19 protein-coding genes are annotated in these 23,618 nt (G+C 64.2%); 7 read left to right on the top strand and 12 right to left on the bottom strand.

The window, feature by feature from the left end; genetic code table 11:
* Positions 1 to 103: 103 nt before the first annotated feature.
* From NJF35_RS15635 to NJF35_RS15685, 11 genes are all read right to left on the bottom strand, one after another.
* Positions 104 to 1,258: a multifunctional CCA addition/repair protein gene (locus tag NJF35_RS15635; RefSeq protein ID WP_253080183.1), complete on the bottom strand. Its 1,155-nt coding sequence runs from the start codon at positions 1,256 to 1,258 to the stop codon at positions 104 to 106.
* Positions 1,259 to 1,316: 58 nt separating this feature from the next.
* A complete protein-coding gene (locus tag NJF35_RS15640; RefSeq protein ID WP_253091238.1) occupies positions 1,317 to 2,885 on the bottom strand; it encodes a SpoVR family protein in 1,569 nt (522 codons plus the stop codon).
* A complete protein-coding gene (locus NJF35_RS15645) occupies positions 2,882 to 4,153 on the bottom strand; it encodes a YeaH/YhbH family protein (RefSeq protein ID WP_225786441.1) in 1,272 nt (423 codons plus the stop codon). The genes NJF35_RS15640 and NJF35_RS15645 overlap by 4 nt, the downstream gene beginning before the upstream one ends.
* Before the next feature lie 141 nt (positions 4,154 to 4,294).
* On the bottom strand, positions 4,295 to 6,217 hold the full coding sequence (locus NJF35_RS15650; protein ID WP_225786440.1) for a PrkA family serine protein kinase: 1,923 nt from the start codon (positions 6,215 to 6,217) through the stop codon (positions 4,295 to 4,297).
* A 284-nt stretch (positions 6,218 to 6,501) separates the two neighbouring features.
* Positions 6,502 to 6,831: a thiosulfate sulfurtransferase GlpE gene (gene glpE / locus NJF35_RS15655; protein ID WP_225786439.1), complete on the bottom strand. Its 330-nt coding sequence runs from the start codon at positions 6,829 to 6,831 to the stop codon at positions 6,502 to 6,504.
* A gap of 13 nt (positions 6,832 to 6,844) precedes the next feature.
* Complete coding sequence (locus NJF35_RS15660; protein ID WP_225786438.1) at positions 6,845 to 7,711, bottom strand: symmetrical bis(5'-nucleosyl)-tetraphosphatase; 867 nt, start codon at positions 7,709 to 7,711, stop codon at positions 6,845 to 6,847.
* Positions 7,711 to 8,091: a Co2+/Mg2+ efflux protein ApaG gene (gene apaG / locus NJF35_RS15665; RefSeq protein WP_225786437.1), complete on the bottom strand. Its 381-nt coding sequence runs from the start codon at positions 8,089 to 8,091 to the stop codon at positions 7,711 to 7,713. The genes NJF35_RS15660 and apaG overlap by 1 nt, the downstream gene beginning before the upstream one ends.
* Positions 8,092 to 8,304: 213 nt before the next feature.
* On the bottom strand, positions 8,305 to 9,114 hold the full coding sequence (gene rsmA, locus NJF35_RS15670; RefSeq protein ID WP_253080182.1) for a 16S rRNA (adenine(1518)-N(6)/adenine(1519)-N(6))-dimethyltransferase RsmA: 810 nt from the start codon (positions 9,112 to 9,114) through the stop codon (positions 8,305 to 8,307).
* Positions 9,111 to 10,100, bottom strand: coding sequence for a 4-hydroxythreonine-4-phosphate dehydrogenase PdxA (gene pdxA, locus NJF35_RS15675; RefSeq protein ID WP_253091239.1), 990 nt, complete (start codon positions 10,098 to 10,100; stop codon positions 9,111 to 9,113). Before pdxA ends, rsmA begins: the two co-directional genes overlap by 4 nt.
* A complete protein-coding gene (surA, locus tag NJF35_RS15680; RefSeq protein WP_225786434.1) occupies positions 10,097 to 11,413 on the bottom strand; it encodes a peptidylprolyl isomerase SurA in 1,317 nt (438 codons plus the stop codon). The genes pdxA and surA overlap by 4 nt, the downstream gene beginning before the upstream one ends.
* Complete coding sequence (locus NJF35_RS15685; protein WP_253091240.1) at positions 11,394 to 14,222, bottom strand: LPS-assembly protein LptD; 2,829 nt, start codon at positions 14,220 to 14,222, stop codon at positions 11,394 to 11,396. The genes surA and NJF35_RS15685 overlap by 20 nt, the downstream gene beginning before the upstream one ends.
* Before the next feature lie 130 nt (positions 14,223 to 14,352).
* On the opposite strand from NJF35_RS15685, the gene NJF35_RS15690 reads away from it, so the two are divergent.
* The 3 genes from NJF35_RS15690 to NJF35_RS15700 are packed head-to-tail and all read left to right on the top strand — an operon-like array spanning position 14,353 to position 16,806.
* Positions 14,353 to 15,372: an aminoglycoside phosphotransferase family protein gene (locus NJF35_RS15690; protein WP_253091241.1), complete on the top strand. Its 1,020-nt coding sequence runs from the start codon at positions 14,353 to 14,355 to the stop codon at positions 15,370 to 15,372.
* Complete coding sequence (murU, locus tag NJF35_RS15695; protein WP_253091242.1) at positions 15,369 to 16,040, top strand: N-acetylmuramate alpha-1-phosphate uridylyltransferase MurU; 672 nt, start codon at positions 15,369 to 15,371, stop codon at positions 16,038 to 16,040. Before NJF35_RS15690 ends, murU begins: the two co-directional genes overlap by 4 nt.
* Position 16,041: 1 nt before the next feature.
* Positions 16,042 to 16,806 (top strand): TerB family tellurite resistance protein, encoded by a 765-nt coding sequence (locus NJF35_RS15700; protein WP_225786430.1) that lies wholly within the window; start codon positions 16,042 to 16,044, stop codon positions 16,804 to 16,806.
* Between the two features lie 159 nt (positions 16,807 to 16,965).
* Here NJF35_RS15700 and NJF35_RS15705 read toward each other — a convergent pair whose 3' ends face one another.
* Positions 16,966 to 17,964, bottom strand: coding sequence for an alpha/beta hydrolase family protein (locus tag NJF35_RS15705; protein WP_253091243.1), 999 nt, complete (start codon positions 17,962 to 17,964; stop codon positions 16,966 to 16,968).
* 94 nt (positions 17,965 to 18,058) lie between these two features.
* Here NJF35_RS15705 and NJF35_RS15710 point away from each other — a divergent pair, with 94 nt between their 5' ends.
* The 4 genes from NJF35_RS15710 (at position 18,059) to NJF35_RS15725 (ending at position 23,567) form a co-directional block, all read left to right on the top strand.
* Positions 18,059 to 20,446 carry a PAS domain S-box protein gene (locus NJF35_RS15710; protein ID WP_253091244.1) on the top strand — a complete coding sequence of 796 codons (2,388 nt, stop codon included), beginning with the start codon at positions 18,059 to 18,061 and terminating at the stop codon, positions 20,444 to 20,446.
* Between the two features lie 10 nt (positions 20,447 to 20,456).
* Positions 20,457 to 21,086, top strand: a complete 630-nt coding sequence (locus tag NJF35_RS15715; protein ID WP_225786427.1) for a response regulator transcription factor — start codon at positions 20,457 to 20,459, stop codon at positions 21,084 to 21,086.
* Positions 21,087 to 21,367: 281 nt separating this feature from the next.
* Entirely contained in the window at positions 21,368 to 22,492 is a 1,125-nt protein-coding gene (locus NJF35_RS15720) for an ABC transporter ATP-binding protein (protein ID WP_225786426.1), read from the top strand.
* 40 nt (positions 22,493 to 22,532) lie between these two features.
* Positions 22,533 to 23,567 (top strand): ABC transporter substrate-binding protein, encoded by a 1,035-nt coding sequence (locus NJF35_RS15725; protein ID WP_225786425.1) that lies wholly within the window; start codon positions 22,533 to 22,535, stop codon positions 23,565 to 23,567.
* Positions 23,568 to 23,618 lie beyond the last annotated feature (51 nt).

The raw sequence follows: 23,618 nt of genomic DNA on the forward strand, positions 1-23,618 counted from the left end.
GCGGCCCAATGCAGGCTGGCATCGAGGCACGTCCCACAAGGCGTGCAGGGCCCTGTGGCAGCGGGCTTGCCCGTGCATGGGCAAGCATGAGTGCCTAGGGTTTCTACGCTTCGTATTGTCGTTTGTAGGCTTCCAGCGCCTTCAGTCGCTCTCCCTTGAGCGCCTCGCCCAGCGCTTGCCCGGTCAGGCCTCGCTCCACCAGGCACTTCACATCGACCTCCTTGGCCACCGCCGCGGCGCCACGCAGGTAACCGGCCTGTGGATAATCCCCGCTTTCCAGCCCCAGGCGTGCACCTGCATCCATCTCGCAGGCCGCGATGAAGTCCTCGAAGCGTTGCGGGCGGCGGTATACGTCGAACGTGTGCAGCAGTTCCAACAGCGCCCCAGCGGGTAATTCAAGGGCTCGTTGGAAAGAGGTGTGGCACTTGCCAACCAACTGCGCCAGTTCCTGGCATTCCCGGGGGGCCTTGAAGCGCTGATTCATCGCTTTGATCTGCGCCAGGCCCAGAGCGTGCAACAGGCAAGCCCAGCGTACATTCAGCGGTTGCCGGTGCCGAGCGGCCTGTTGCAGGACCGCGAGGGTATGGCTGCCGCTGTCGAGCCCGGTTGGCTGTTCGAACAGCGTATCGACCTCGGGCATCAGTTCCGCCAGGGCGCCACACGCACGCAATACCTGGATGAACACCTGTGGCTGGTCTTCCATCAGCGCTCGCTCGATTTCCTTCCAGCTACGCTCGGCGGTCAGCGCCTGCAGCTCGCCCGAGGCGCTGATCTGGCGCATCAGCTCGAGGGTTTCCTCGGCCACGCGAAAACCCAGCGAGGCATAGCGCGCGGCAAAGCGGGCCACCCGCAAAACGCGCAAGGGATCTTCGGCGAACGCCGGGGAAACGTGGCGTAATATGCGCCGTTCCAGGTCTTCCTTACCATGGTAGGGGTCGCACAGCGTGCCCTGCTCGTCCTCGGCCATGGCGTTGATGGTCAGGTCGCGGCGGATCAGGTCCTCTTCGAGAGTCACCTCGGGGCTGGCATGGAAGGTGAATCCGCCATAGCCACGTCCGCTCTTGCGTTCGGTGCGCGCCAGGGCGTACTCCTCGCCGGTCCTGGGATGGATGAATACCGGGAAATCAGCACCGACCGGGCGAAATCCCTGGGCCTGCATCTGTTCGACCGTGGCGCCGACCACCAGCCAGTCGATATCGCTGACCGGGCGCCCGAGCAAGCGGTCGCGCACCGCGCCACCGACTTTGTAGATCTGCATGAGAAACCTCCATTACTGCCCACAGGATACCCTGTCGACAGCAATGGAGGTGCGCCTGCTAGAGGTGATGCACCACGGCCAGGTCCATGCGGCCGTATTCGCTCGCTTCGCCTTGTTCGCCACGCGGCGGCATGTGGTGGGTCTTCATCACCTGGTCGCCCTGAACGGTTTCCAGGTGGATGTCGAAGCCCCAGAGGCGATGCAGGTGCTTGAGCACTTCCTCGGTGGAGTCGCCCAGCGGCTTGCGGTTGTGCTGTTGATGGCGCAGGGTCAGGGAGCGGTCGCCGCGACGGTCGATGCTCCAGATCTGCACGTTGGGCTCGCGGTTGCCCAGGTTGTACTGGGCGGCCAGTTGTTCGCGGATCAGCCGGTAGCCGGCCTCGTCGTGGATCGCCGGAACCAGCAGGTCGTCGCGTTGGTCGTCGTCGAGGATGCTGAACAGCTTGAGGTCGCGGATCACCTTGGGTGACAGGTATTGCAGGATGAAGCTCTCGTCCTTGAAGCTGCTCATGGCGAACTTGAGGGTAGAAAGCCAATCGCTGCCGGCAATGTCGGGGAACCAGCGGCGATCTTCCTCGGTGGGGTTCTCGCACATGCGACGGATGTCGGTGTACATGGCAAAACCCAGGGCATAAGGGTTGATACCGCTGTAGTAGGGGCTGTCGAAGCCTGGCTGGAACACCACGCTGGTGTGTGACTGCAGGAACTCCATGATGAACCCTTCGGTCACCAGCCCTTCGTCGTACAGGTCGTTCATCAGGGTGTAGTGCCAGAACGTGGCCCAGCCTTCGTTCATCACCTGGGTCTGGCGCTGTGGGTAGAAGTACTGGGCGATCTTGCGCACGATGCGCACCACTTCACGTTGCCAGGGTTCGAGCAGCGGGGCGTGCTTTTCGATGAAGTAGAGGATGTTTTCCTGTGGTTCGGCGGGGAAGCGTACGTCATCCCGTTCGCCGCCCTTTTCCGCACCCTTGGGAATGGTGCGCCACAGGTCATTGATCTGCCGTTGCAGATGTTCCTCACGCTCTTTCTGCCGACGGCGCTCTTCCTCGGCCGAGATCGGGTAGGGGCGCTTGTAGCGGTCGACCCCGTAGTTCATCAGGGCATGGCAGGAGTCGATCAGGTCCTCGACGGCATCGATGCCGTGGCGCTCCTCGCATTGGGCGATGTACTGCTTGGCGAAGACCAGGTAATCGATGATCGAGCTGGCGTCGGTCCAGGTGCGGAACAGGTAGTTGCCCTTGAAGAAACTGTTGTGGCCATAGCAGGCATGGGCGATCACCAGCGCCTGCATGCACATGGTGTTCTCTTCCATGAGGTAGGCGATGCAGGGGTCGGAGTTGATCACGATCTCGTACGCCAGGCCCATCTGGCCGCGGCTATAGGACTTTTCCGTGCTGAGGAACTGCTTGCCATAGGACCAATGGTGATAACCGAGGGGCATGCCGACGGAGGCATAGGCGTCCATCATCTGCTCGGCGGTGATCACCTCGATCTGGTTGGGGTAGGTGTCCAGGGCGTAACGCTCGGCCAGGCGGCTGATTTCCCGGTCGTAGGCCTGGATCAGCTCGAACGTCCACTCCGAGCCGGTGGAAATGGGTTGGCGTCTCTGTGCTCTGGCGGTCATGTGGCTAACCTGCGCTGGAAGAGTTCACGGAAGACCGGGTAGATGTCGCCGGCCGATACCAACTGCTGCTGGGCGAACGTGTCGGGATAGGCCTCGCCGATGCGCTCGTATTCGTACCATAGCGCCTGATGCTCGCGAGGGGTGATCTCGACATAAGTGTAGTACTGCACATGCGGCATGATCTGGTTGGCGAGGATGTCGCGGCAGATCGGCGAGTCATCGTTCCAGTTATCGCCGTCCGAGGCCTGGGCGGCATAGATGTTCCATTCATTGGCCGGGTAGCGGTCGGCCATGATTTCCTGCATCAGCTTGAGCGCGCTGGAAACGATGGTGCCGCCGGTCTCCCGGGAGTAGAAGAATTCTTCCTCGTCGACCTCGCGGGCGCTGGTGTGGTGGCGGATGAATACCACCTCGATGCGATCGTAGTTTCGCTTGAGGAACAGGTAGAGCAGGATGAAGAAGCGCTTGGCGATGTCCTTGGTGGCCTGGGTCATGGAGCCGGAGACGTCCATCAGGCAGAACATCACCGCCTTGGAGCTGGGGTTGGGCTGCTTGACCAGCAGGTTGTACTTGAGGTCGAAGGTGTCGAGAAAGGGCAGGCGGTTGATGCGCGCCTTGAGGCGTTCGATTTCCGCTTCGGTTGCCTGGATATCGGTGAAGTTGTCGGGCTCCTCGACCTTCAGGCGGGCCAGCTCGGCCTGGGCCTCGCGCAACAGGGCGCGGCTGCTGCCGGTCAGGGCGATGCGCCGGGCATGGGCCGAGCGCAGGGTGCGCACGATGTTGATGCGCGACGGGTTGCCTTCGTTGGCGATGCCTGCGCGCACGGTCTTGAAGGTGTCGGCGCCGGTCAGGTGGCGCTTGACCAGGTTGGGCAGCTCCAGGTCCTCGAACATGAACTCGAGGAATTCCTCCTGGGTGATCTGGAAGACGAAGTCGTCCATGCCTTCGCCGGAGTTGCCGGCCTTGCCACGCCCGCCGCCACCTCCGCCACCCTGGGGGCGCGGGATGTGTTCGCCGGCGGTGAATTCCTTGTTGCCCGGGTGGACGATGGTCTGCTTGCCGCCACGACCATGGTGCAGCACCGGCTCGTCGATATCCCGCGCCGGGATGCTGATCTGCTCGCCATGCTCCATGTCCATGATGGAACGGCGGCTTACGGCCTCTTCGACGGCTTTCTTGATGTGCTCACGGTAACGCCGCAGGAAACGCTGGCGGTTGACCGTGCTCTTGTTCTTGCCGTTCAGGCGTCGGTCGATTACGTAGCTCATGGGCCCTCCGGTAGCTGGAAGCAGCTGCGAGCTTCAAGCGACAAGCTGCAAGACAAAGCAGCCCCCGCTGCCGCAAGCTGTCGCGCCTGTAGCAGGTTCGGCGCTGGACAGCTTGCAGCCCGCGGCTTGTAGCTTGCCGCTTTATTGCGATTTCCTGACCCGCAGATACCATTCCGACAGCAGGCGTACCTGTTTGTCGGTGTAGCCACGCTCCACCATCCGGGTGACGAAGTCGTTGTGTTTCTGTTGGTCCTCCTTGCTGGCCTTGGCGTTGAAGCTGATGACCGGCAGCAGGTCCTCGGTGTTGGAGAACATTTTCTTCTCGATCACCACCCGCAGCTTCTCATAGCTCAGCCAGCTCGGGTTCTTGCCATTGTTGTTGGCACGGGCACGCAGCACGAAGTTGACGATCTCGTTGCGGAAATCCTTCGGGTTGCTGATGCCGGCTGGTTTCTCGATCTTCTCCAGCTCCTCGTTGAGGGCGATGCGGTTGAGGATCTCGCCGGTTTCCGGGTCGCGGTATTCCTGGTCCTGGATCCAGAAGTCGGCGTACAGCACGTAGCGGTCGAAGATGTTCTGGCCGTATTCGCTGTAGGACTCCAGGTAGGCGGTCTGGATCTCCTTGCCGATGAACTCGATGTAGCGCGGTGCCAGGTATTCCTTGAGATAGCGCAGGTAGCGCTCACGCACTTCGGCAGGGAACTGCTCCTGTTCGATCTGCTGTTCCAGCACGTAGAGCAAGTGCACCGGGTTGGCTGCCACTTCGTGGGGGTCGAAGTTGAAGACCTTGGAGAGGATCTTGAAGGCGAAACGGGTCGACAGGCCGTTCATGCCTTCGTCGACGCCCGCGGCATCGCGGTATTCCTGGATCGACTTGGCCTTCGGATCGGTGTCCTTGAGGTTCTCGCCGTCGTACACGCGCATCTTCGAGTAGATGTTGGAGTTCTCCGGCTCCTTGAGGCGCGACAGCACGGTGAACTGGGCGAGCATCTTGAGGGTGTCCGGTGCGCAGTGGGCCTTGGCCAGCGAGCTGTTGACCAGCAGTTTGTCGTAGATCTTGACCTCGTCGCTGACGCGCAGGCAGTACGGCACCTTGACGATGTAGATCCGGTCGATGAATGCCTCGTTGTTCTTGTTGTTCCGGAAGGTGTGCCACTCCGACTCGTTGGAGTGGGCCAGCAGGATCCCGGAGTAGGGGATCGCGCCCAGGCCTTCGGTGCTGTTGTAGTTGCCCTCTTGCGTGGCGGTCAGCAGCGGGTGCAGGACCTTGATCGGCGCCTTGAACATCTCGACGAATTCCATCAGGCCCTGGTTGGCCCGGCACAGGGCGCCCGAATAGCTGTAGGCGTCGGCGTCGTTCTGCGGGAATTCCTCGAGCTTGCGGATATCCACCTTGCCCACCAGCGCGGAGATGTCCTGGTTGTTCTCGTCGCCTGGTTCGGTCTTGGCGATGGCGATCTGGTTAAGGATGGAAGGGTAGAGCTTGACCACCCGGAACTTGGAGATGTCACCGCCGAACTCCTGCAGGCGCTTGGTGGCCCAAGGCGACATGATGGTATTCAGGTAGCGCCGTGGGATGCCGAACTCTTCCTCGAGAATGGCGCCGTCTTCGGCCGCATTGAACAGGCCCAGGGGGGATTCGAACACCGGCGAGCCCTTGATGGCATAGAAGGGCACCTTTTCCATCAGTTGCTTGAGCTTCTCGGCCAGGGACGATTTACCGCCACCCACCGGGCCCAGCAGGTACAGGATCTGTTTCTTCTCCTCCAGGCCCTGTGCGGCGTGGCGGAAGTAGGACACGATCTGGTCGATGCACTCTTCCATGCCATGGAAGTCGGCAAAGGCCGGATAGCGACGGATCACCTTGTTGGAGAAGATTCTCGACAGCCTGGAGTTCGTTGAGGTATCGACCAGCTCCGGTTCGCCGATGGCCAGCAACAGCCGTTCGGCCGCCGAAGCGTAGGCGCTGCGATCCTCTTTGCACAGCTCGAGGTACTCCTGCAGCGAGAGTTCTTCCTGGCGGGTTGACTCGAAACGTTGTTGGAAGTGGCTAAAAATGCTCATGACGTCACCTCGCTCGATACGTGGAGCCGACGCCGGATCAGTCAGCTGATGCTGGCATGCAACCGGGCTGGCCGATTGCTGTATACCCCCCAGAACACCCGTAGAAACGCTACCGATGACCCGCACGCCGGTGTACCGGCTCTCCCCTTTTTTGGATGGCCTGGGCTTAAGGATAGTTGGTTATACGCAAGGTCAAGGGCACGAGGTCGAGAAGATGCCCACGACCGTTCGTCAGCTGATGCCCGAGCCCGCATGGGGCGCGGGCTGCAGGAAAAATAAAAAAATTATTCGGCAGTGCCCTGGGCCGTTTCGGCCGGGTAGGTGCTGCGCCACAGCTCGAAGCCGCCATCGAGGCTGTAGACATCGGAGAAGCCCTGGCCGACCAGATAGGCGGCGGCGCTCTGGCTGGAATTGCCGTGGTAGCAGACCACCAGGGTCGGTGCATCGAGGTCGGCATTGCGAATGAACTCGGCGACCGAATGGTTATCCAGATGTGTGGCGCCGGCGATGTGCCCGGCGGCGAAAGACTGCGGGTCGCGGATGTCGACGACCACCGCACCTTGCTCACGCAGGGCCTGGGCCTGCTCGGGAGGGATGCGCTTGAATTCGCTCATGGGACGGTTTCCTTCAGGACTGGTCATTGATTCTAGCCGGTTGTGCCGGCGGGCGCGGGGTGCCGTCGTCGGCGCAGTCGCAGCGGTGGAATTCGCCGCTGTCGACGTTGTACAGGGTCATCGCGCCGCCCCACACGCAGCCGGTGTCCAGGCCGATGACGTCGGGCACGTCGACACGCCCCTCGAGGGCGGCCCAATGGCCGAAGATGATCTTCACGTGGCGTGAACGGCGATCCTTGTGGGCGAACCAGGGCTTGTAGCCCTTGGGCGCGCTGCCTGGGCCTTCCTTGCTCTTGAGGTCGAGCTTGCCTTCGGCGGTGCAGAAGCGCATGCGGGTGAAGTAGTTGGTGATGACCCGCAGGCGTTCTATGCCGGTCAGGCTCTTGCTCCACTTGTTCGGCTCGTTGCCGTACATGCCATCCAGGTACAGTTTCAGGCGGCTGTCGTCGCGCAGGACTTCCTCCACCTCGGCGGCCAGCTCCAGCGCCTTGCCCAAGGTCCACTGGGGCGGGATGCCGGCATGAACCATGGCGATGCCTCGGGGCTCGTCGTAGTGCAGCAGTTTCTGCCGGCGCAGCCAGTCGAACAATTGGTCGGCGTCCGGTGCCTCGATGATTTCGCGCAGGGTATCGCTTTTCTTCAGGCGTTCGACGTTGTGCCAGGCGGCCAGCAGGTGCAGGTCATGGTTGCCGAGCACGCAGACCAGCGAATCGCGGATGCCATAGAGAAAGCGCAAGGTTTCCAGCGACTCGGGGCCACGGTTGACCAGGTCGCCGACCAGCCAGAGACGATCGACCGTTGGGTCGAAGCGTACCCGTTCGAGCAGGCACTTCAGTGGCTGCAGGCAGCCTTGCAGGTCGCCGACCGCATACACCGCCATCAGTGCAAGGCTCCCGGTACGGCCAGGCGGAAGGGGGCGATGAGGGCATCGAAGTGCTGACCGTCCTCGGCGAGCATCTGGTAGCTGCCCTGCATGGTGCCGACGCGGGTGGTGATCACCGCGCCGCTGCTGTAGGTGTGGCTCTGGCCCGGCTCGATGAGTGGCTGCTGGCCGACCACGCCGGCGCCGCGTACTTCCTCGACCTCGCCGTCGCCGTTGGTGATCAGCCAATGGCGTGACATCAATCGGGCTTTGACCGAGCCGTTGTTCTGCACCGTGATGGTGTAGGCGAAGGCGAAACGGTCGTTGTCGGGGTCGGATTGTTCTGTGAGATAGCGGGTGACGACGCTGACGTCGATCTGGTAGCGGGGGTCGGACATGCAAAGGCCTTGGACGAACGGACGCAAATACGGCAATGGGTGCAGTCTAGGCCATTGGCGGGGGTGTAGGCCAGTTGTGCGGGCGGTCGGTGACCGCCGGGGCCCATTTGCAGGCAAGCCCGCTCTCACAGGTGGCAGCGGTGTTGACGCGTCATGTGCCGTGCAGGGCCCCTGTGGGGCTTGCCGGCGATGGGCTGCAACGCAGCCCCATGATTACAAGGCGCTGCCCTGCTGCTCTGCCAACTGGTCAGCCAGGCGCACGAAGGCGGCCAAGTCGAGTTGCTCCGGTCGCAGGCTGCCATCGACGCCCGCCGCTTCGATGGCCTGGCTGTCGAGCAGCCCCTTGAGGGTATTGCGCAGCGTCTTGCGGCGCTGGTTGAAGGCTTCGCGGACGATACGCTCGAGCAGGCGCGGGTCCTTGGCCGGATGGGGCAGGGTCTCGTGGGGGACCAGGCGCACGATGGCCGAATCCACCTTCGGCGGCGGGTTGAAGGCGCCCGGGCCGACATTGAACAGGTGCTCGACCCGGCAGTGGTACTGCACCATGATCGACAGGCGGCCCCAGTCTCCACCGCCGGGGCCCGCAGCCAGGCGCTCGACCACTTCCTTCTGCAGCATGAAATGCATGTCGCGGATCAGCCCGGCATGCTCCAGCAAGTGGAAGATCAGCGGCGTGGAGATGTTGTAGGGCAGGTTGCCCACGACCTTGAGGCTGCGTGGCGGCACGCCCAACTGGTTGAAGTCGAACTTCAGGGCGTCGCCCTGGTGCAGGCGGAAGTTGGGGTTGCCTGCGAACTTGTGCTGGAGGATCGGCACCAAGTCCTTGTCCAGCTCCACGACGTCCAGCTGTGCGCCGCTGCCCAGCAGGCCCTCGGTGAGGGCGCCCTGGCCTGGGCCGATCTCCAGCAGGTGCTCGCCGGCCTTGGCGTTGATCGCCCGCAGGATGCGGTCGATGATCCCGGCGTCATGCAGGAAGTTCTGGCCGAAGCGCTTGCGCGCCCGGTGTTGGTATTGCTCGTTCATGGTCGGTTCTCGGCCATCTGGTAGGCGGTTTCCAGGGCGACGCGCAGGCTGCCGGTGTCGACCTTGCCGGTGCCGGCCAGGTCCAGGGCGGTGCCGTGATCGACCGACGTGCGGATGATCGGCAGGCCCAGGGTTACGTTGACGGCGGCGCCGAAGCCTTTGTACTTGAGTACGGGCAGGCCCTGGTCGTGGTACATCGCCAGCACTGCGTCGCAGTGCTCCAGGTATTTGGGGGTGAACAGGGTATCGGCCGGCAGCGGGCCGCGCAGGTCCATGCCTTCGTTGCGCAGGCGCTGCAGTGTGGGCTCGATGATGTCGATTTCTTCGCGGCCCAGATGGCCGCCCTCACCGGCATGCGGGTTGAGGCCGCAGACCAGGATGCGCGGATTGGCGATGCCGAACTTGTCGCGCAGGTCGGCATGCAGGATGCGCGTGACACGCTCCAGGCGCTCGGCGCTGATGGCGTCGGCGATCTCGCGCAGGGGCAGGTGGGTGGTCACCAGGGCCACGCGCAAGCCGTGGGTGGCGAGCATCATCACCACTTGGGCGGTGTGGGTCAGGTCGGCAAGGAACTCGGTGTGGCCGGAGAAGGCGATGCCGCTTTCGTTGATCACGCCCTTGTGCACGGGGGCGGTGATCATGCCGGCGAAATGCCCGTCGAGGCAGCTTAGGCCGGCCCGGGTCAGGGTTTCCAGGACGAAGGCAGCGTTGGCCTTGTCCAGTTGCCCCGGCACCACCTTTGCGGCCAGCGGCGTATCCCAGACGTACAGGCTGCCGGCGGGAGCCGGCTGGTCGGGCCAGGCGTCTACCGAGACGGGCAGCAGGTTGACGGCCAGCCCCAGTTGCGTGGCCCGCTCGGCGAGCAGGTCACGGCTGGTGATGGCGATCAGGGGGTGGGGCTGGGCCTCGGCGGCGAGCAGCAGGCACAGGTCGGGACCTATGCCGGCCGGCTCGCCGGGCGTGACGGCGAAGCGCAGGGGCTTCACTGGGCGGCCTGGTCGGCGCCAGGCAGCTTGATTTCAACGTAGGCTTCGTCGCGGATCTGGCGCAGCCAGGTCTGCAGCTCTTCGTCGTACTTGCGGTTGCGCAGGACGTTCATGGCCTGCTGCTCGCGGGCCTGTTCGGTGCTGTCGGTGGCGCGGCGGCCCAGTACTTCGAGCACATGCCAGCCGTATTGGCTGCGGAACGGACGGGACACCTCGCCCTGGGGGGCGCTGGTCATCACTTCGCGGAACTCCGGCACCAGGCTGTTGGGGTCGACCCAGTTGAGGTCGCCGCCGTTGAGCGCCGAACCCGGGTCTTCCGAGAAGCTCTTCGCCAGCTCGGCGAAGTCTTCGCCGTTCCTGATGCGCTCGTACAGGCGTTCGGCCAGCTGTTGGGTAGCCGCTTCGCTACGGATCTCACTGGGCTTGATCAGGATGTGACGGACATGCACCTCGTCACGCAGGACGTTGCCACCGCCACGCTTCTCCTCGAGCTTGAGGATGATGAAGCCGTTGGGGATGCGGATCGGCTGGGTGATGTCACCCACGGCCATGCTGCTGAGCAGGCCGGCGAAGTCTGGCGGCAACTGGCCGGCCTTGCGCCAGCCCATCTCGCCGCCTTCCAGGGCGTTCTCGCTGGCCGAGCGGGCGATGGCCATCTGGCCGAAGTCGGCGCCCTGCTTGAGCTGCTGGTAGACCTCGCCAGCCTGCTGGGCAGCCGCCTGGATGGCGCTGGAATTGGCGCTTTCCGGGGTGGGGATGAGGATGTTGGCCAGGCGGTATTCCTCGGACAACTGCATCTTGCCCAGGTCGGAGTTGAGGAAGTTCTTCACTTCCTGCTCCGAGACCTGGATGCGCTCGGCCACGCGGCGCTGGCGCACGCGGCTGATGATCATCTCGCGCTTGACCTGGTCGCGGGCGTCGTCGAACGACAGGCCGTCCTGGGCCAGGGCGGCGCGGAACTGCTCCAGGGTCATGCCGTTGCGCTGGGCAATGGTGGCGATGGCCTGGTTGAGTTCCTCGTCGGTGATGCGGATGCCCGAGCGTTCGCCGATCTGCAGTTGCAGGTTCTCGACGATCAGGCGCTCCAGGACCTGCTGCTCCAGGGCTCCGGGCGGTGGCGTGCCACCGCCGCGCTTGGCGATGGTCTGCTGCACTTCACGGATACGCTGGTCCAGCTGGCTCTGCATGACTACGTCGTTGTCGACGATAGCCACGACCCGGTCCAGGGGTTGCACCGCGGCATGCACCGCGCCACTCAGCAATACAGCGCCCAGCATCAGCGGGCGCAGTCGATCAATAAGCTTGCTCTTCACGTGTACGGTAACCTTGAATGCCTTCGTCGAGGAACGACTCGACCTTGTTGCCCACTACGCCACCGAGGCCTTTGAGCACGATTTGCAGGAAGACGCCGTGGTCGCCTTTTTCATTCTGCGGAACGGCCTGGCTGAAGTCGTCGTAGTCGAGCCAGTAGCGGTTGATCAAGCGCAGTTTCCAGCAGCAGTTGTCGTACTCGAAGCCACCCATGGCTTCCAGGGTACGGTTGCGGTTGTAATCGTGCTGCCAGCGACCGATCACGCTCCACTGCGGCACGATTGGCCAGATGACCGAGAAGTCGTGTTGCTCGATCTTGTAGTAGTCCTTGATGTAGTTCGGGCTGCCTGGAGTGCCGTAGTCGCCGCCGCCCACCTGCCAACGTCCGGTCAGCGAGTCGTAGCGGACCAGGTCGTTGCGGTAGCGGTAGCCCAGGTTGACGATCTTGTTCGGATTGTCCTCAGGCTGGTAGTGGAACATGGCGCTGCCCGAGCGAGGGCTGCGGCTGTCCGGGTCCCAGTTGTAGTCGGAGTTGAAGCGCCAGTCGCGGTTGAAGGCGTACTGGTACTCCAGGGCGTAAGGTGACACGTCCGATTGCGAGTCGTCGCGGGTACGCCAGTCGATGCCTGGCATCTGTACCTTGCGGTCCTTGAAGTAAAGCGCCTGGCCGATGCTGATGCGTTGACGTTCGAAACCGTTTTCCTCGATCCAACGACTGGTCACGCCCAGCGACAGTTTGTTCTCGTCGCCGATGCGGTCGGAACCACTGAAGCGGTTGTCGCGGAACAGTGAGGAGTAGCTGAAGTAGCTCTCGCTGGTGTCGAAGACCGGGATGTCCTTCTGGTCCTCATACGGTACATAGAGGTAGAACAGCCGGGGCTCCAGGGTTTGGCGATAGTTCTTGCCGAACCATTGAGTGTTGCGGTCGAAATACAGGCCACTGTCGACGCTGAAGACTGGAACGCTGCGGTTCTGGTTACTGGAGAAATCACCGCGCAGGTCAAGTTGTGCAGGGTCTCTGACTGCAAGCGTTGCAATGTCATTTTTGCCTTTGCTGTCCAGATCCAGGTCGTAGTGAGTGTATACGTACTTAAGCTTCGGCTTGATGAAGCCGTAGCTGGCCTCCATGGGCAGGCTGATTGCCGGGGCCACGTTCAGGCGGGTGCCGTTGGCACGTGCTAGGCCGAAGACGTTTTCATCCAGTCGCCGTCCTGCTGCGCCGGCGGAAAAGTCCGGGTTGCCATCCTCGTCGCGGACGAAGTCGTCCTTCAGGTCACGATCGAAGCGAACTGCTTCGGTCTGATAGCTGAAGTCGAACCCGCCCGGATGATAAGGCAGCATGCCATTGAAGGTAATCTGCGGCAGTTTGTCGTACGGCGTGATGCGGGAAATGGTCGCCATCTCGTAGGCATGCACGTTCAGCCGTGCGGTATAACTGTCGCCACGGTAGGTCAGGGCACCCTGCTGGTCGACGACATCCTTACTCTCGACCCCAATCTGATCCGACTCCAGGTCCTGGAAGTAGAACGGATCGCTGATGTCGGTGTAGTCCACCTCGGTCATCAACCGCGAATCCAGGCCGCCCTTATGCTGCCAGTTGACCATCCAGCGCTGGTCCTTGTAGTCGGTCTGGTCCTTGCGGTCATCGTCCTGGTCGTTCAGGTACGCGCCGCCGAACTGGCCTTCGCTGGACTTGGTCAGGTAGCGGAACTCGCCTTCCATCAGCAGGCCACGCTTGGTCATGTAGCGTGGGTACAACGTGGCGTCGTAGTTCGGCGCCAGGTTGAAGTAGTACGGTGTGACCAGCATGAAGCCGGTGTCGCTGCTGGTGCTGAACGACGGTGGCAGGAAGCCGGACTGGCGACGGTCGTCGATCGGGAAATAGATGTACGGTGTATAGAACACCGGGAAATCCTTGACCCGCAGGGTGACGTTGGTCGCGGTACCGAAGCCGGTGGCCGGGTTCAGGGTGATGTTGTTGCCCTTGAGCTGCCAGGCGTTGCTGTTCGGCTCACAGGTGGTGTAGGTGCCGTCCTTGAGGCGAATGATGGCATTCTCGCCACGCTTGGCGTACAGGGCATTACCGCGGATGCGCGATTTGTGCATCACGTACTCGGCGTTGTCGACCTGGGCTTCGCCGGTGTCCAGCTGGATTTCTGCCTGGTCGCCAACGACCAGCGAGCCGTTGTCGCGCAGCTTGACGTTACCCTTGAGCTCGCCCCGGTTTTCGGCCTGGTACAGGTTGGCCTCGTCGGCCTCGACCTGCATGCTGCCCTGGCGCATGACCACGTCGCCGGCGAGCGTGGCGATCTGCTGTTCCTGCTGGTAGCGGGACACCTTGGCGTTCAGGTAGGTCGGCGACTCGTCCTTGGGCGTGGTGTCGTTCATGCCCGGGCGTTCCGGCTCGATGTACGCACCGGCGCAGTACGGGCCGGTCTCGGCCAACTGGGCAGGGGTGAGCTTCTCGCGCGGGACCCAGTCCAGGTGGCTGTAGTCTTCGCTGCGCGACTTCAGGCCACGGCCCTTGCTCTCGGTGACCAGGACCGGCTTGGGTTCGGCGCTGGCCTCGGCGACCTGCGCCTCGGTACCCTCGCTGCTGGAGCTGGGGGCGGCGCCTTCGTGCACCGGACGCGGTGGCAGGTTGCTGGCAGCGGTCTTGGGCTTGCAGTCCCAGCCACCGGAGGCGGACACTTGGCAGTCGAACTGCTCGGCTGCCACCACATAGGGGGTGGCCAGAGGTTGCAGGGCCAGCAAGCCGCCAGTCACCAGCAGCGGGAACTTTCTACGAAACGCGGGGGATTTCAATGCCATCTTATTAGTCCGGGCTTCCTTCGTGCCATCTGCCCGCGTGTGGGGCCGCACGCCTCTCGATGGTCTGGAAAAGATGCTGGATAATAAAGCATGACCCGCTTGACGGCTAGGGCCGTCGGAGACCCTTGTAATGCCCGATCACGATGTACGCCTGCAGCAACTGACCGCCTGGCTCGATGAGCAGCTCCACCCTCTTTTCCATGACAACGCCTGGGGCGAAGTGCCCGAAGGCACCTTGACCGCTGCCAGTAGCGATGCGAGTTTCCGTCGCTATTTCCGCTGGCAGGGCGGCGATCATAGCTTCGTGATCATGGACGCGCCTCCACCTCAGGAGAACTGCCGCCCCTTCGTCGATATCGACCACCTGCTGGCCAGCGCCGGTGTGCACGTGCCGATCATCCATGCCCAGGACCTGGAGCGTGGCTTCCTGCTGCTGGGGGATCTTGGCCGCCAGACCTACCTGGATATCATCGACGCCGACAACGCCAATGCACTGTTCGCCGATGCCATCGACGCCTTGCTGGCATTCCAGCGCCTGCCGATGACAGCACCGCTGCCGAGCTACGATGTTGCCTTGCTGCGTCGCGAACTGGAGCTGTTCCCGCAGTGGTACGTCGGCCATGCCCTGGGCCTGGCGCTTTCCGAGGCCCAGCAGGCGGCCTGGGAGCGGGTCAGCCAACTGCTGATCGACAGCGCCCTGGCCCAGCCCAAGGTGTTGGTGCACCGCGACTATATGCCGCGCAACCTGATGCGCAGCGAGCCCAACCCAGGCGTGCTGGACTTCCAGGACGCGGTCTACGGCCCGGTGACCTATGACATCACCTGCCTGTTCAAGGATGCCTTCGTCAGTTGGCCCCAAACCCGTGTCGAGGGCTGGCTGCGCGACTACTGGCAGAAGGCGCGCGAGGCGGGTATCCCGGTGCAGGACGACTTCGAGGCATTCCACTGCGCCAGCGATCTGATGGGCGTGCAGCGCCACCTCAAGGTGATCGGCATCTTCGCCCGTATCTGCCACCGTGATGGCAAGCCCCGCTACCTTGCCGACGTGCCACGCTTCTTCGCCTACATCGTAGAGGTCATCGGTCGTCGGCCCGAGCTGGCCGAGTTGGGCCAACTGATCGCTGAGCTGCAGACCGGGGCGCGCCCATGAAGGCGATGATCCTGGCGGCGGGCAAGGGCGAGCGCATGCGCCCCCTGACCCTGCACACCCCCAAGCCACTGGTGCCTGTCGCTGGCCAGCCCTTGATCGAGTACCACCTGCGCGCACTGGCCAGGGCAGGTTTCACCGAGGTGGTGATCAACCATGCCTGGCTCGGCCAGCAGATCGAGGACCACCTGGGCGATGGTTCACGCTTCGGCCTGAGCATCCGTTATTCGCCCGAGGGCGAGCCGCTCGAGACCGGTGGCGGGATCTTCAAGGCGCTGCCGTTGCTGGGCACGGCGCCGTTCCTGCTGGTCAATGGCGATATCTGGACCGACTACGACTTCACCCGCCTGCGCACTCCGCTGGAGGGGCTCGCGCACCTGGTGCTGGTGGACAACCCCGGGCATCACGGGCGCGGTGACTTCCGCCTGGAAGGCGAGCGAGTCCTCGACGGTGACGAGGCCGCCGATACCCTGACGTTCAGCGGCATCTCGGTGCTCGCCCCGGCACTGTTCGAAGGCTGCCAGCCCGGTGCCTTCAAGCTGGCGCCACTGCTGCGCAAGGCCATCGGCGAGGGGCGGGTGAGCGGCGAGCACTACCGTGGCCGCTGGGTCGATGTCGGGACCCTGGAGCGCCTGGCCGAGGCCGAGCGCCTGATCGTCGGGTGCGACTGACATGTGGTGGCCGAGCACGGTGATAGGCGCCGGCGCCGGCTTTGCCCTGGCCAGCATCCCAGGTGCCCTGCTGGGTGCCCTGCTAGGCCAGGCCATGGACCGTCGCCTGCGCCTGCAGGGCTGGGAGGATGTGCGAGAGCGCCTGGGCGGGCGCCCGGCGCTGCGGGACGAAGAACTGCTGTTCGTGTTGCTCGGGCGCTTGGCCAAGAGCGATGGCCGGGTTGGCGAAGGGCATATCCAGCAGGCGCGTCAAGAGATGGCGCGCCTGCACATGGCCGAGCCTGCGCGGCTCCGGGCGATTGCCGCCTTCAACCGTGGCAAGTCGGGCAAGGATTCTCTGGCGCGTCACCTGCAACGGATCAGCCAGCAGCCCCATGCCGCGGAAGGGACGGTGCGCGCCTGTTGGCGGATGGTCTGGGCCGACGGCAAGGCAGGCCTGCGCGAGCGTGAGCTGTTGCTGGAGTGGGGGCGGGCGATGGGCCTGACGCGACCCCAGGTGCAGGCCCTGTCCCTTGAATACGAACCCCGTAGGGGCGCACCGGAAGGTGGCGCGATGACCTATGCGGCGGCCTTGCGCCTGCTTGGCGTCGAGGTCGACACCGATGTCGACGCGGTGAAGCAGGCCTACCGCCGTCTGCTCAGCCGGCATCACCCGGACAAGCTGGTCGGTAGTGGCGCGAGCGAAGCGCGGGTGCGTGAGGCGACCGAGCGTACTCGTGAGTTGCACCAAGCCTATGCCCTGGTGCGCAAGCGGCGGGGGCTTTGAGCAGCTGCAAGCTTTAGCGGCAAGCTGCAAGATGAGCCGGGTAGATAGCTCCACTCCATACGACTGAAAAGCCGCAAGTAGGCGCCTTTACACAGGACCTGCTTGCGGCTTATTGACGGGACAAGCGCCATGAGCCTGCTGGTCGACTCGAAACGGCAATCACTCCTGCGGCATCAACCACCCTCGAACCCGGCGGAACAGTTGCTCTTGCTCCGCCGCCGCGTTACCCGGCATGGCGATCAGCGACAGTTGCCGGTACTGGCTGTCCTTCTGCCGCTTGCTGGCCTGCAGGCGCAGCTCGGCGGCCTGGCGGTCGCGGGGGCGCGTGGCGTAGTAGAGGTCGGCGGTGGGCAGCTTGAGGGTCGGCGCCAGGCTCTGCAGGTCGTGCTCCACCCGTGCTGGCGTCTGCGCCGCGATCATCACCAGCTTCTGTACCTGGGGCGGTTGCCGCTCACCCAGGTAGCGCGCTGCCCAGTAGGCGCCGCTGCCATGGCCGAGCAGGACGATGCTGCGAGGGTTGTGCCGCTGGGCATAGGCCAGCGCTGCGTCGAGGCGGGCGAAGATGCGCTCGGCATCGGCTTGGTCGCCTTGCTCCCCGGCTTCACTGGCGTCAGTGCCTTGTGCACTGTCGGCCTCGGCAGCGGTGGCTTGGGCGACGTTGGCGTTGGCGTCGGCCGGGGTGTCCTGGGCTGGCGCGGTCTCGCCCTGGTTGTCTGTCGGCTCTGCTTCCGGCGTGCGCTCGGCGCGTGCCTGCGGGCTGTCGACGACCAGGTCGGGAAGGCTGACGCTCAGGCTATGCCAGCCGACATCGGGAAACTTGTGGCGCAGCGGGCCGACCACCTTGGGCCAGTCAGCATTTTCTCCCGCACCCGGGACGATGATTACCGCCCCCTTCGGGTCACTGTCGTTGGCCGGTTTCCACAAGGCCAGGAAGCTCTCGCCGCCGGCCTGCAAGGTCTGCTGTTCGGCTTTGGGCACCAGGCGCTCGAGCGCCTGGGCGTCTTCTTCGCTGCGTTCGGCCAGGGGCGGGCGTGGCGCGGGGGCGGTTGCTGTCTTGGCGGCAGCTTGTGGTTGCTCGGCCTCGGCGGCCTGTGCGCCGAGCGGTAGGATCGAAGCCAGGCAGAACAGGGCCAGCGTCGTGCGATAAAGTGTGAACATGAATCAACCCAAGGCCAGAATGATACCGGCAGCCTAATAGTATTTGTCCGTGACGACCAAGCAGATGGCCGTCCTTGCCAAGACGAGCGTATAGATGAAGCGAGTGCGTCGCCTGTTGGTTATCGGCTGTTTGTGGCTGCCCTTGATCGCCTTGGCCAGGCCTGAGCCTGCGCCGTCGGTGGTGCTGGAGCCGGCCCAGCAGCAATGGCTGGACGACCACCGCAGCCTGCGGGTCGGTGTGGTGCTGCAGGCGCCCTATGCCCAGTTCGATCGCCGCCTGCAGCAGTTGTATGGCGCCAACGTCGAGTTGGTGAACTGGCTGGCGAGGGCACTCCGGCTGGACCTCACCTGGCGCAACTTCAGCGATCAGGCGGCCCTCGAGCATGCCTTGCAGGCCGGCGAGATCGATTTCGCGCCAGGGCTGATGCAAACGCCGGCCAGCCTGCGCCTGTGGCTGTTCAGCGACCCCTACATGCGCATACCACAGCTGGTGGTCGGTGCCCGCACCGGCGCGGTGGCGGTCGAGTTGGAGAAACTGGGTGCCAATGACCGGGTCGCGGTGCGCATGCCCAGTGCCCTGGCCGATTACCTGCGAAGCAACTATGGCAACCTGAACCTGCAAGGCGTTCCCGATGAGCGCGAGGCCTTGCAGCTGGTGTTGGGGGCGCAGGCAAGCTACGCAGTGCTCGACGAAGCCCAGCTCAGCCGGCTGTCCCGGGAGGGAGAGTTCGGTGACCTGGCGGTGGTCGGCGACATTGGCCTGCCACAGTTGCTGCGGGTCGGCTCGCGGCGCGACTGGCCCTTGCTGGCCGATGTCCTGGAACGCGGCCTGCAGGCCATGCCGGCCAAGGAGTTGGAGCAGCTGCACCAGCGCTGGCTGCAACCCAAGTACCCGCGCCTGAGCGAGACCACTGGTTTTTGGCAGAACCTCGCCCTACTGTTCGGTCTGTTGTTGCTCTGTGCCATGGCCACGCTGGTCTGGCAGCGCCGCCAGCAGCGTCAGCTGGAGCGCAATCTGCTGGCGGCACGGGAAAACCTGGCCGAACGGCAGATGCGCGAAGAGGCGCTGCGCCTGAGCCAGTTCTCCATCGACCAGAGCACCGTGGGTATCCTCTGGGTCAACTGGGACAGCCATATCCGCTACGCCAACCATGCCGCCGAACGCATGCTCGGCTGTGGCGAGGGCGAGCTGCTGGAGCGGCCGCTGATCGACTTCGAGCCGGCCTTGCACATGGACCGCTGGCTGGAGCTGTGGAGGCGCGTGCGCACCGGCGAGGGTGGCGTCGAACAGTTCGAGACCCATTGCCTGCGTGCCGATGGCAACCTGCTGCCGGTGGACCTGTCGCTGAGTTTCCTGCGCTTTCGTGATGCCGAATACCTGGTGGTGTTCATCACCGATGTCACCGAGCGCCGCCGCGCCCTGGCTGCTCTGCGCGAGAGCGAGGCGCGGCTCAAGGGGATCGCCGGCAACGTGCCGGGGCTGGTGTTCCGCCTGGAGCGCGACCCCGCCGAGGGCGACCTGGAGTTCCCCTACATCAGCGAAGGCAGCGAGGCGTTGGTCGGCTACGCGCCCGCCGACATCCAGCACCCCGACATGGGGTTGCGCAATCTGGTCCACCCGCAGGACCGCGTCGACTACCATCGCGTCCAGGACTTGGCCCTGGCCAGCGACCAGGACTGGTCCTGGCAAGGGCGCATCCTCACGCGCCAGGGCGAGGAGCGCTGGGCCGACATCAAGGCCAGTACCCGACGCCTGCCCGATGGCCGAGTGGTGTGGGATGGCATTGTCTGGGACATTACCCAGAGCAAGCGGGTCGAGCATGCTCTGGCGCGCTCGCAGGAACAGTTGCGCGAGCTGTCGGCGCACCTGGAAAGCGTGCGCGAGGAAGAGAAGGCGCGTATCGCCCGGGAGGTGCATGACGAACTGGGGCAGATGCTCACGGTGCTCAAGCTCGAAGTCTCCATGTGCGAACTGGCCTACGCCGAACTCGACCCAGGCCTGAACGAACGCCTGGCCAGCATGAAACGCCTGATCGCCCAGTTGTTCCAGCTGGTGCGCGATGTGGCGAGCGCCTTGCGTCCGCCGATTCTCGATGCGGGCATTGCCTCGGCCGTCGAATGGCAGGCCCGGCGTTTCGAGGCACGCACGCAGATCCCCTGCCTGGTACAGGTGCCGGAGAATCTGCCACCATTGAGCGATGCCAAGGCCACCGGGCTGTTTCGCATCCTGCAGGAGGCGCTGACCAACGTCATGCGCCATGCCCAGGCGCATACCGTGCAGATCGAGCTGGCGCGCGAAAACGGCTCGCTGCGGATGACCGTCATCGATGATGGCGTGGGGTTTCGCACCGACCAGTCCCGGCCGGCGTCGTTCGGCCTGGTGGGCGTACGCGAGCGGGTGCTGATGCTGGGCGGCAGCATGACCCTGGACAGCGAGCCGGGCGAGGGCAGCAGCCTGAGCGTGGCCATACCATTGGATTAGGAGAGCGACCGTGATTCGAGTGCTGGTGGCCGAAGACCACACCATCGTCCGCGAGGGCATCAAGCAGTTGATCGGCCTGGCCAAGGACATGCAGGTGGTGGGGGAGGCCGGCAACGGTGAGCAATTGCTCGAGACCCTGCGCCATACGCCCTGCGAGGTGGTGTTGCTGGATATCTCCATGCCGGGGGTGAACGGCCTGGAGGCGATTGCGCGGATCCGGGCGCAGGGCAATCCGCCGGCAATCCTGGTGCTGTCGATGCACGACGAGGCGCAGATGGCCGCTCGTGCCCTGAAGGCTGGCGCCGCTGGCTACGCCACCAAGGACAGTGATCCGGCCCTGCTGCTGACGGCCATCCGCCGCGTGGCAGGCGGTGGGCGCTACATCGACCCGGCACTGGCCGACCGCATGGTCTTCGAGGTCGGCCTGACCGAGACCCGACCCCTGCATACCCTGCTCTCGGAGCGTGAGTTCTCGGTGTTCGAGCGCCTGGCCCAGGGCGCCAACGTCAACGACATCGCCCAGCAACTGGCGCTCTCCAGCAAGACCATCAGCACCCACAAGGCGCGCCTGATGCAGAAGCTCAAGGTCAACTCACTGGCGGAACTGGTGAAGTACGCCATGGAGCACAAGCTGGTGTGAGTGTCCCGTTTGCGACATGGGGTGAGCCCGGGGGGCTCCCGGCCTGTGCGAGCAAGCCCGGCCTTCGATTGGGGCTGGGCTGCGGCGCAGAGCACCTTCGGTTGGCGCAAGCCCTATGGGGGCGGGCCGCTGGAATGTCTGAAACCGTCACGCTTGTAGGGCAATCCCTACAGCAAATCTTCCATCCGGATGATGGCATTCTCTCAGCACCCCCGATTTCCGGGGGCTTGCCGCTTCTCTAGTCTTGGCTCACGCAGTCATTCCAAGAAGAAGGTGCAGGCATGAGCGAGGTGAATTCGAACGCTGCCGGTGGCGAGACGCTGGTAGCTTTCCGGGGTGTACAGAAGAGCTACGACGGCGAATCGCTGATCGTCAAGGACCTCAACCTGGACATCCGCAAGGGCGAGTTCCTCACCTTGCTCGGCCCGTCCGGCTCGGGCAAGACCACCAGCCTGATGATGCTGGCCGGCTTCGAGACCCCCACCGCCGGCGAGATCCAGCTGGCCGGGCGTTCGATCAACAACGTGCCGCCGCACAAACGCGACATCGGCATGGTGTTCCAGAACTACGCGCTGTTCCCGCACATGACCGTGGAAGAGAACCTGGCCTTCCCCTTGAGCGTGCGCAACCTGAGCAAGACCGACATCAGCGAGCGGGTCAAGCGGGTACTGGCCATGGTCCAGCTCGATGCCTTCGCCAAGCGCTACCCGGGCCAGCTCTCCGGTGGCCAGCAGCAGCGGGTGGCCCTGGCCCGCGCCCTGGTGTTCGAGCCGCAGCTGGTGCTGATGGACGAGCCGCTCGGCGCGCTCGACAAGCAGTTGCGCGAGCACATGCAGATGGAGATCAAGCACATCCACCAGCGCCTGGGCGTGACCGTGGTCTACGTGACCCACGACCAGGGCGAGGCGCTGACCATGTCCGACCGGGTGGCGGTGTTCCACCAGGGCGAGATCCAGCAGATCGCCGACCCGCGCACCCTCTATGAAGAGCCGCGCAACACCTTCGTCGCCAACTTCATCGGCGAGAACAACCGCCTCAACGGCACCTTGCTGTCGCACGATGGCGACCGCTGTCAGGTGCAGCTGCCCCGCGGCGAGCGGGTCGAGGCGCTGGCGGTGAACGTGGGGGCGGCGGGCGAGCCGGTGACCCTGTCGATCCGCCCGGAGCGGGTGCGCCTCAACGGCCACAGCGAGCGCTGCGTCAACCGTTTCTCCGGCCGGGTGGCCGAGTTCATCTACCTGGGCGACCACGTGCGGGTGCGCCTGGAAGTCTGCGGCAAGGCCGACTTCTTCGTGAAGCAGCCGATTGCCGAGCTTGACCCGGCCCTGGCCGTGGGCGATGTGGTACCGCTTGGCTGGGAGGTGGAGCACGCCCGCGCGCTCGATCCGATTGCCGAAGCCCACTGATGGTTTGCTTCACCAACCCTGTACTGTGGAGAGAATAATAATGCGCAAGCAGTTGAAACTGACCGCCCTGGCCCTTGGCCTGTTCGCCGCCGGCCAGGCCCTGGCCGCCGACCTGACCGTGGTGTCTTTCGGCGGTGCGAACAAGGCCGCCCAGGTCAAGGCGTTCTACGAGCCATGGGAGAAGGCGGGCAAGGGCAAGATCATCGCCGGTGAGTACAACGGCGAAATGGCCAAGGTCAAGGCCATGGTCGACACCAAGAGCGTGTCCTGGAACCTGGTGGAGGTGGAGTCGCCAGAGCTGGCCCGTGGTTGCGACGAGGGCATGTTCGAGGAGCTCGACCCAGCCCTGTTCGGCGATGAGGCCGACTACGTGCCTGGCGCCATCCAACCCTGTGGCGTGGGCTTCTTCGTCTGGTCCACCGTGCTGGCCTACAACGCCGACAAGCTCAAGACCGCGCCCACCAGCTGGGCTGATTTCTGGGACACCAAGCAGTTCCCGGGCAAGCGCGGCCTGCGCAAGGGGGCCAAGTACACCCTGGAGTTCGCCCTGATGGCCGACGGTGTGGCGCCGAAGGATGTGTACAAGGTGCTGGCCACCAAGGAAGGCCAGGACCGTGCCTTCAAGAAGCTCGACGAGATCAAGCCGAGCATCCAGTGGTGGGAGGCCGGTGCCCAGCCGCCCCAGTACCTGGCCTCGGGTGACGTGGTCATGAGCTCGGCCTACAACGGCCGCATCGCCGCGGTGCAGAAGGAGAGCAACCTCAAGGTGGTGTGGAACGGCGGTATCTACGACTTCGACGCCTGGGCCATTCCGAGGGGCGCCAAGGATACCGACGAAGCGAAGAAGTTCATCGCCTTCAGCGTGCAGCCCGAGCAGCAGAAGATCTACTCCGAGAACATCGCCTATGGCCCGGCCAACGCCAAGGCGGTCAGCCTGCTCTCGGACGAGGTGAAGAAGGACATGCCGACCACGCCTGAGAACATCGCCAACCAGGTGCAGATCGACGTGGCCTTCTGGGCCGACAACAGCGAGCAGCTGGAACAACGCTTCAACGCTTGGGCGGCGAGGAAGTAAGCCGCACCGAAGGAGCGCCGGGGAACGGCCCGGCGCTCCTCGTTCCCCAGA

Origin of the sequence: Pseudomonas guariconensis, assembly GCF_024127895.1 — a bacterium.
Classification (GTDB): domain Bacteria; phylum Pseudomonadota; class Gammaproteobacteria; order Pseudomonadales; family Pseudomonadaceae; genus Aquipseudomonas; species Aquipseudomonas guariconensis_B.

Excerpts from the sequence above, each read along its gene's own strand:
- NJF35_RS15635 (WP_253080183.1), bottom strand. The coding sequence starts at position 1,258 with ATGCAGATCTACAAAGTCGGTGGCGCGGTGCGCGACCGCTTGCTCGGG.
- NJF35_RS15640 (WP_253091238.1), bottom strand. The coding sequence starts at position 2,885 with ATGACCGCCAGAGCACAGAGACGCCAACCCATTTCCACCGGCTCGGAG.
- NJF35_RS15645 (WP_225786441.1), bottom strand. The coding sequence starts at position 4,153 with ATGAGCTACGTAATCGACCGACGCCTGAACGGCAAGAACAAGAGCACG.
- NJF35_RS15650 (WP_225786440.1), bottom strand. The coding sequence starts at position 6,217 with ATGAGCATTTTTAGCCACTTCCAACAACGTTTCGAGTCAACCCGCCAG.
- glpE (WP_225786439.1), bottom strand. The coding sequence starts at position 6,831 with ATGAGCGAATTCAAGCGCATCCCTCCCGAGCAGGCCCAGGCCCTGCGT.
- NJF35_RS15660 (WP_225786438.1), bottom strand. The coding sequence starts at position 7,711 with ATGGCGGTGTATGCGGTCGGCGACCTGCAAGGCTGCCTGCAGCCACTG.
- apaG (WP_225786437.1), bottom strand. The coding sequence starts at position 8,091 with ATGTCCGACCCCCGCTACCAGATCGACGTCAGCGTCGTCACCCGCTAT.
- rsmA (WP_253080182.1), bottom strand. The coding sequence starts at position 9,114 with ATGAACGAGCAATACCAACACCGGGCGCGCAAGCGCTTCGGCCAGAAC.
- NJF35_RS15685 (WP_253091240.1), bottom strand. The coding sequence starts at position 14,222 with ATGGCATTGAAATCCCCCGCGTTTCGTAGAAAGTTCCCGCTGCTGGTG.
- NJF35_RS15690 (WP_253091241.1), top strand. The coding sequence starts at position 14,353 with ATGCCCGATCACGATGTACGCCTGCAGCAACTGACCGCCTGGCTCGAT.
- murU (WP_253091242.1), top strand. The coding sequence starts at position 15,369 with ATGAAGGCGATGATCCTGGCGGCGGGCAAGGGCGAGCGCATGCGCCCC.
- NJF35_RS15700 (WP_225786430.1), top strand. The coding sequence starts at position 16,042 with ATGTGGTGGCCGAGCACGGTGATAGGCGCCGGCGCCGGCTTTGCCCTG.
- NJF35_RS15705 (WP_253091243.1), bottom strand. The coding sequence starts at position 17,964 with ATGTTCACACTTTATCGCACGACGCTGGCCCTGTTCTGCCTGGCTTCG.
- NJF35_RS15710 (WP_253091244.1), top strand. The coding sequence starts at position 18,059 with ATGAAGCGAGTGCGTCGCCTGTTGGTTATCGGCTGTTTGTGGCTGCCC.
- NJF35_RS15720 (WP_225786426.1), top strand. The coding sequence starts at position 21,368 with ATGAGCGAGGTGAATTCGAACGCTGCCGGTGGCGAGACGCTGGTAGCT.
- NJF35_RS15725 (WP_225786425.1), top strand. The coding sequence starts at position 22,533 with ATGCGCAAGCAGTTGAAACTGACCGCCCTGGCCCTTGGCCTGTTCGCC.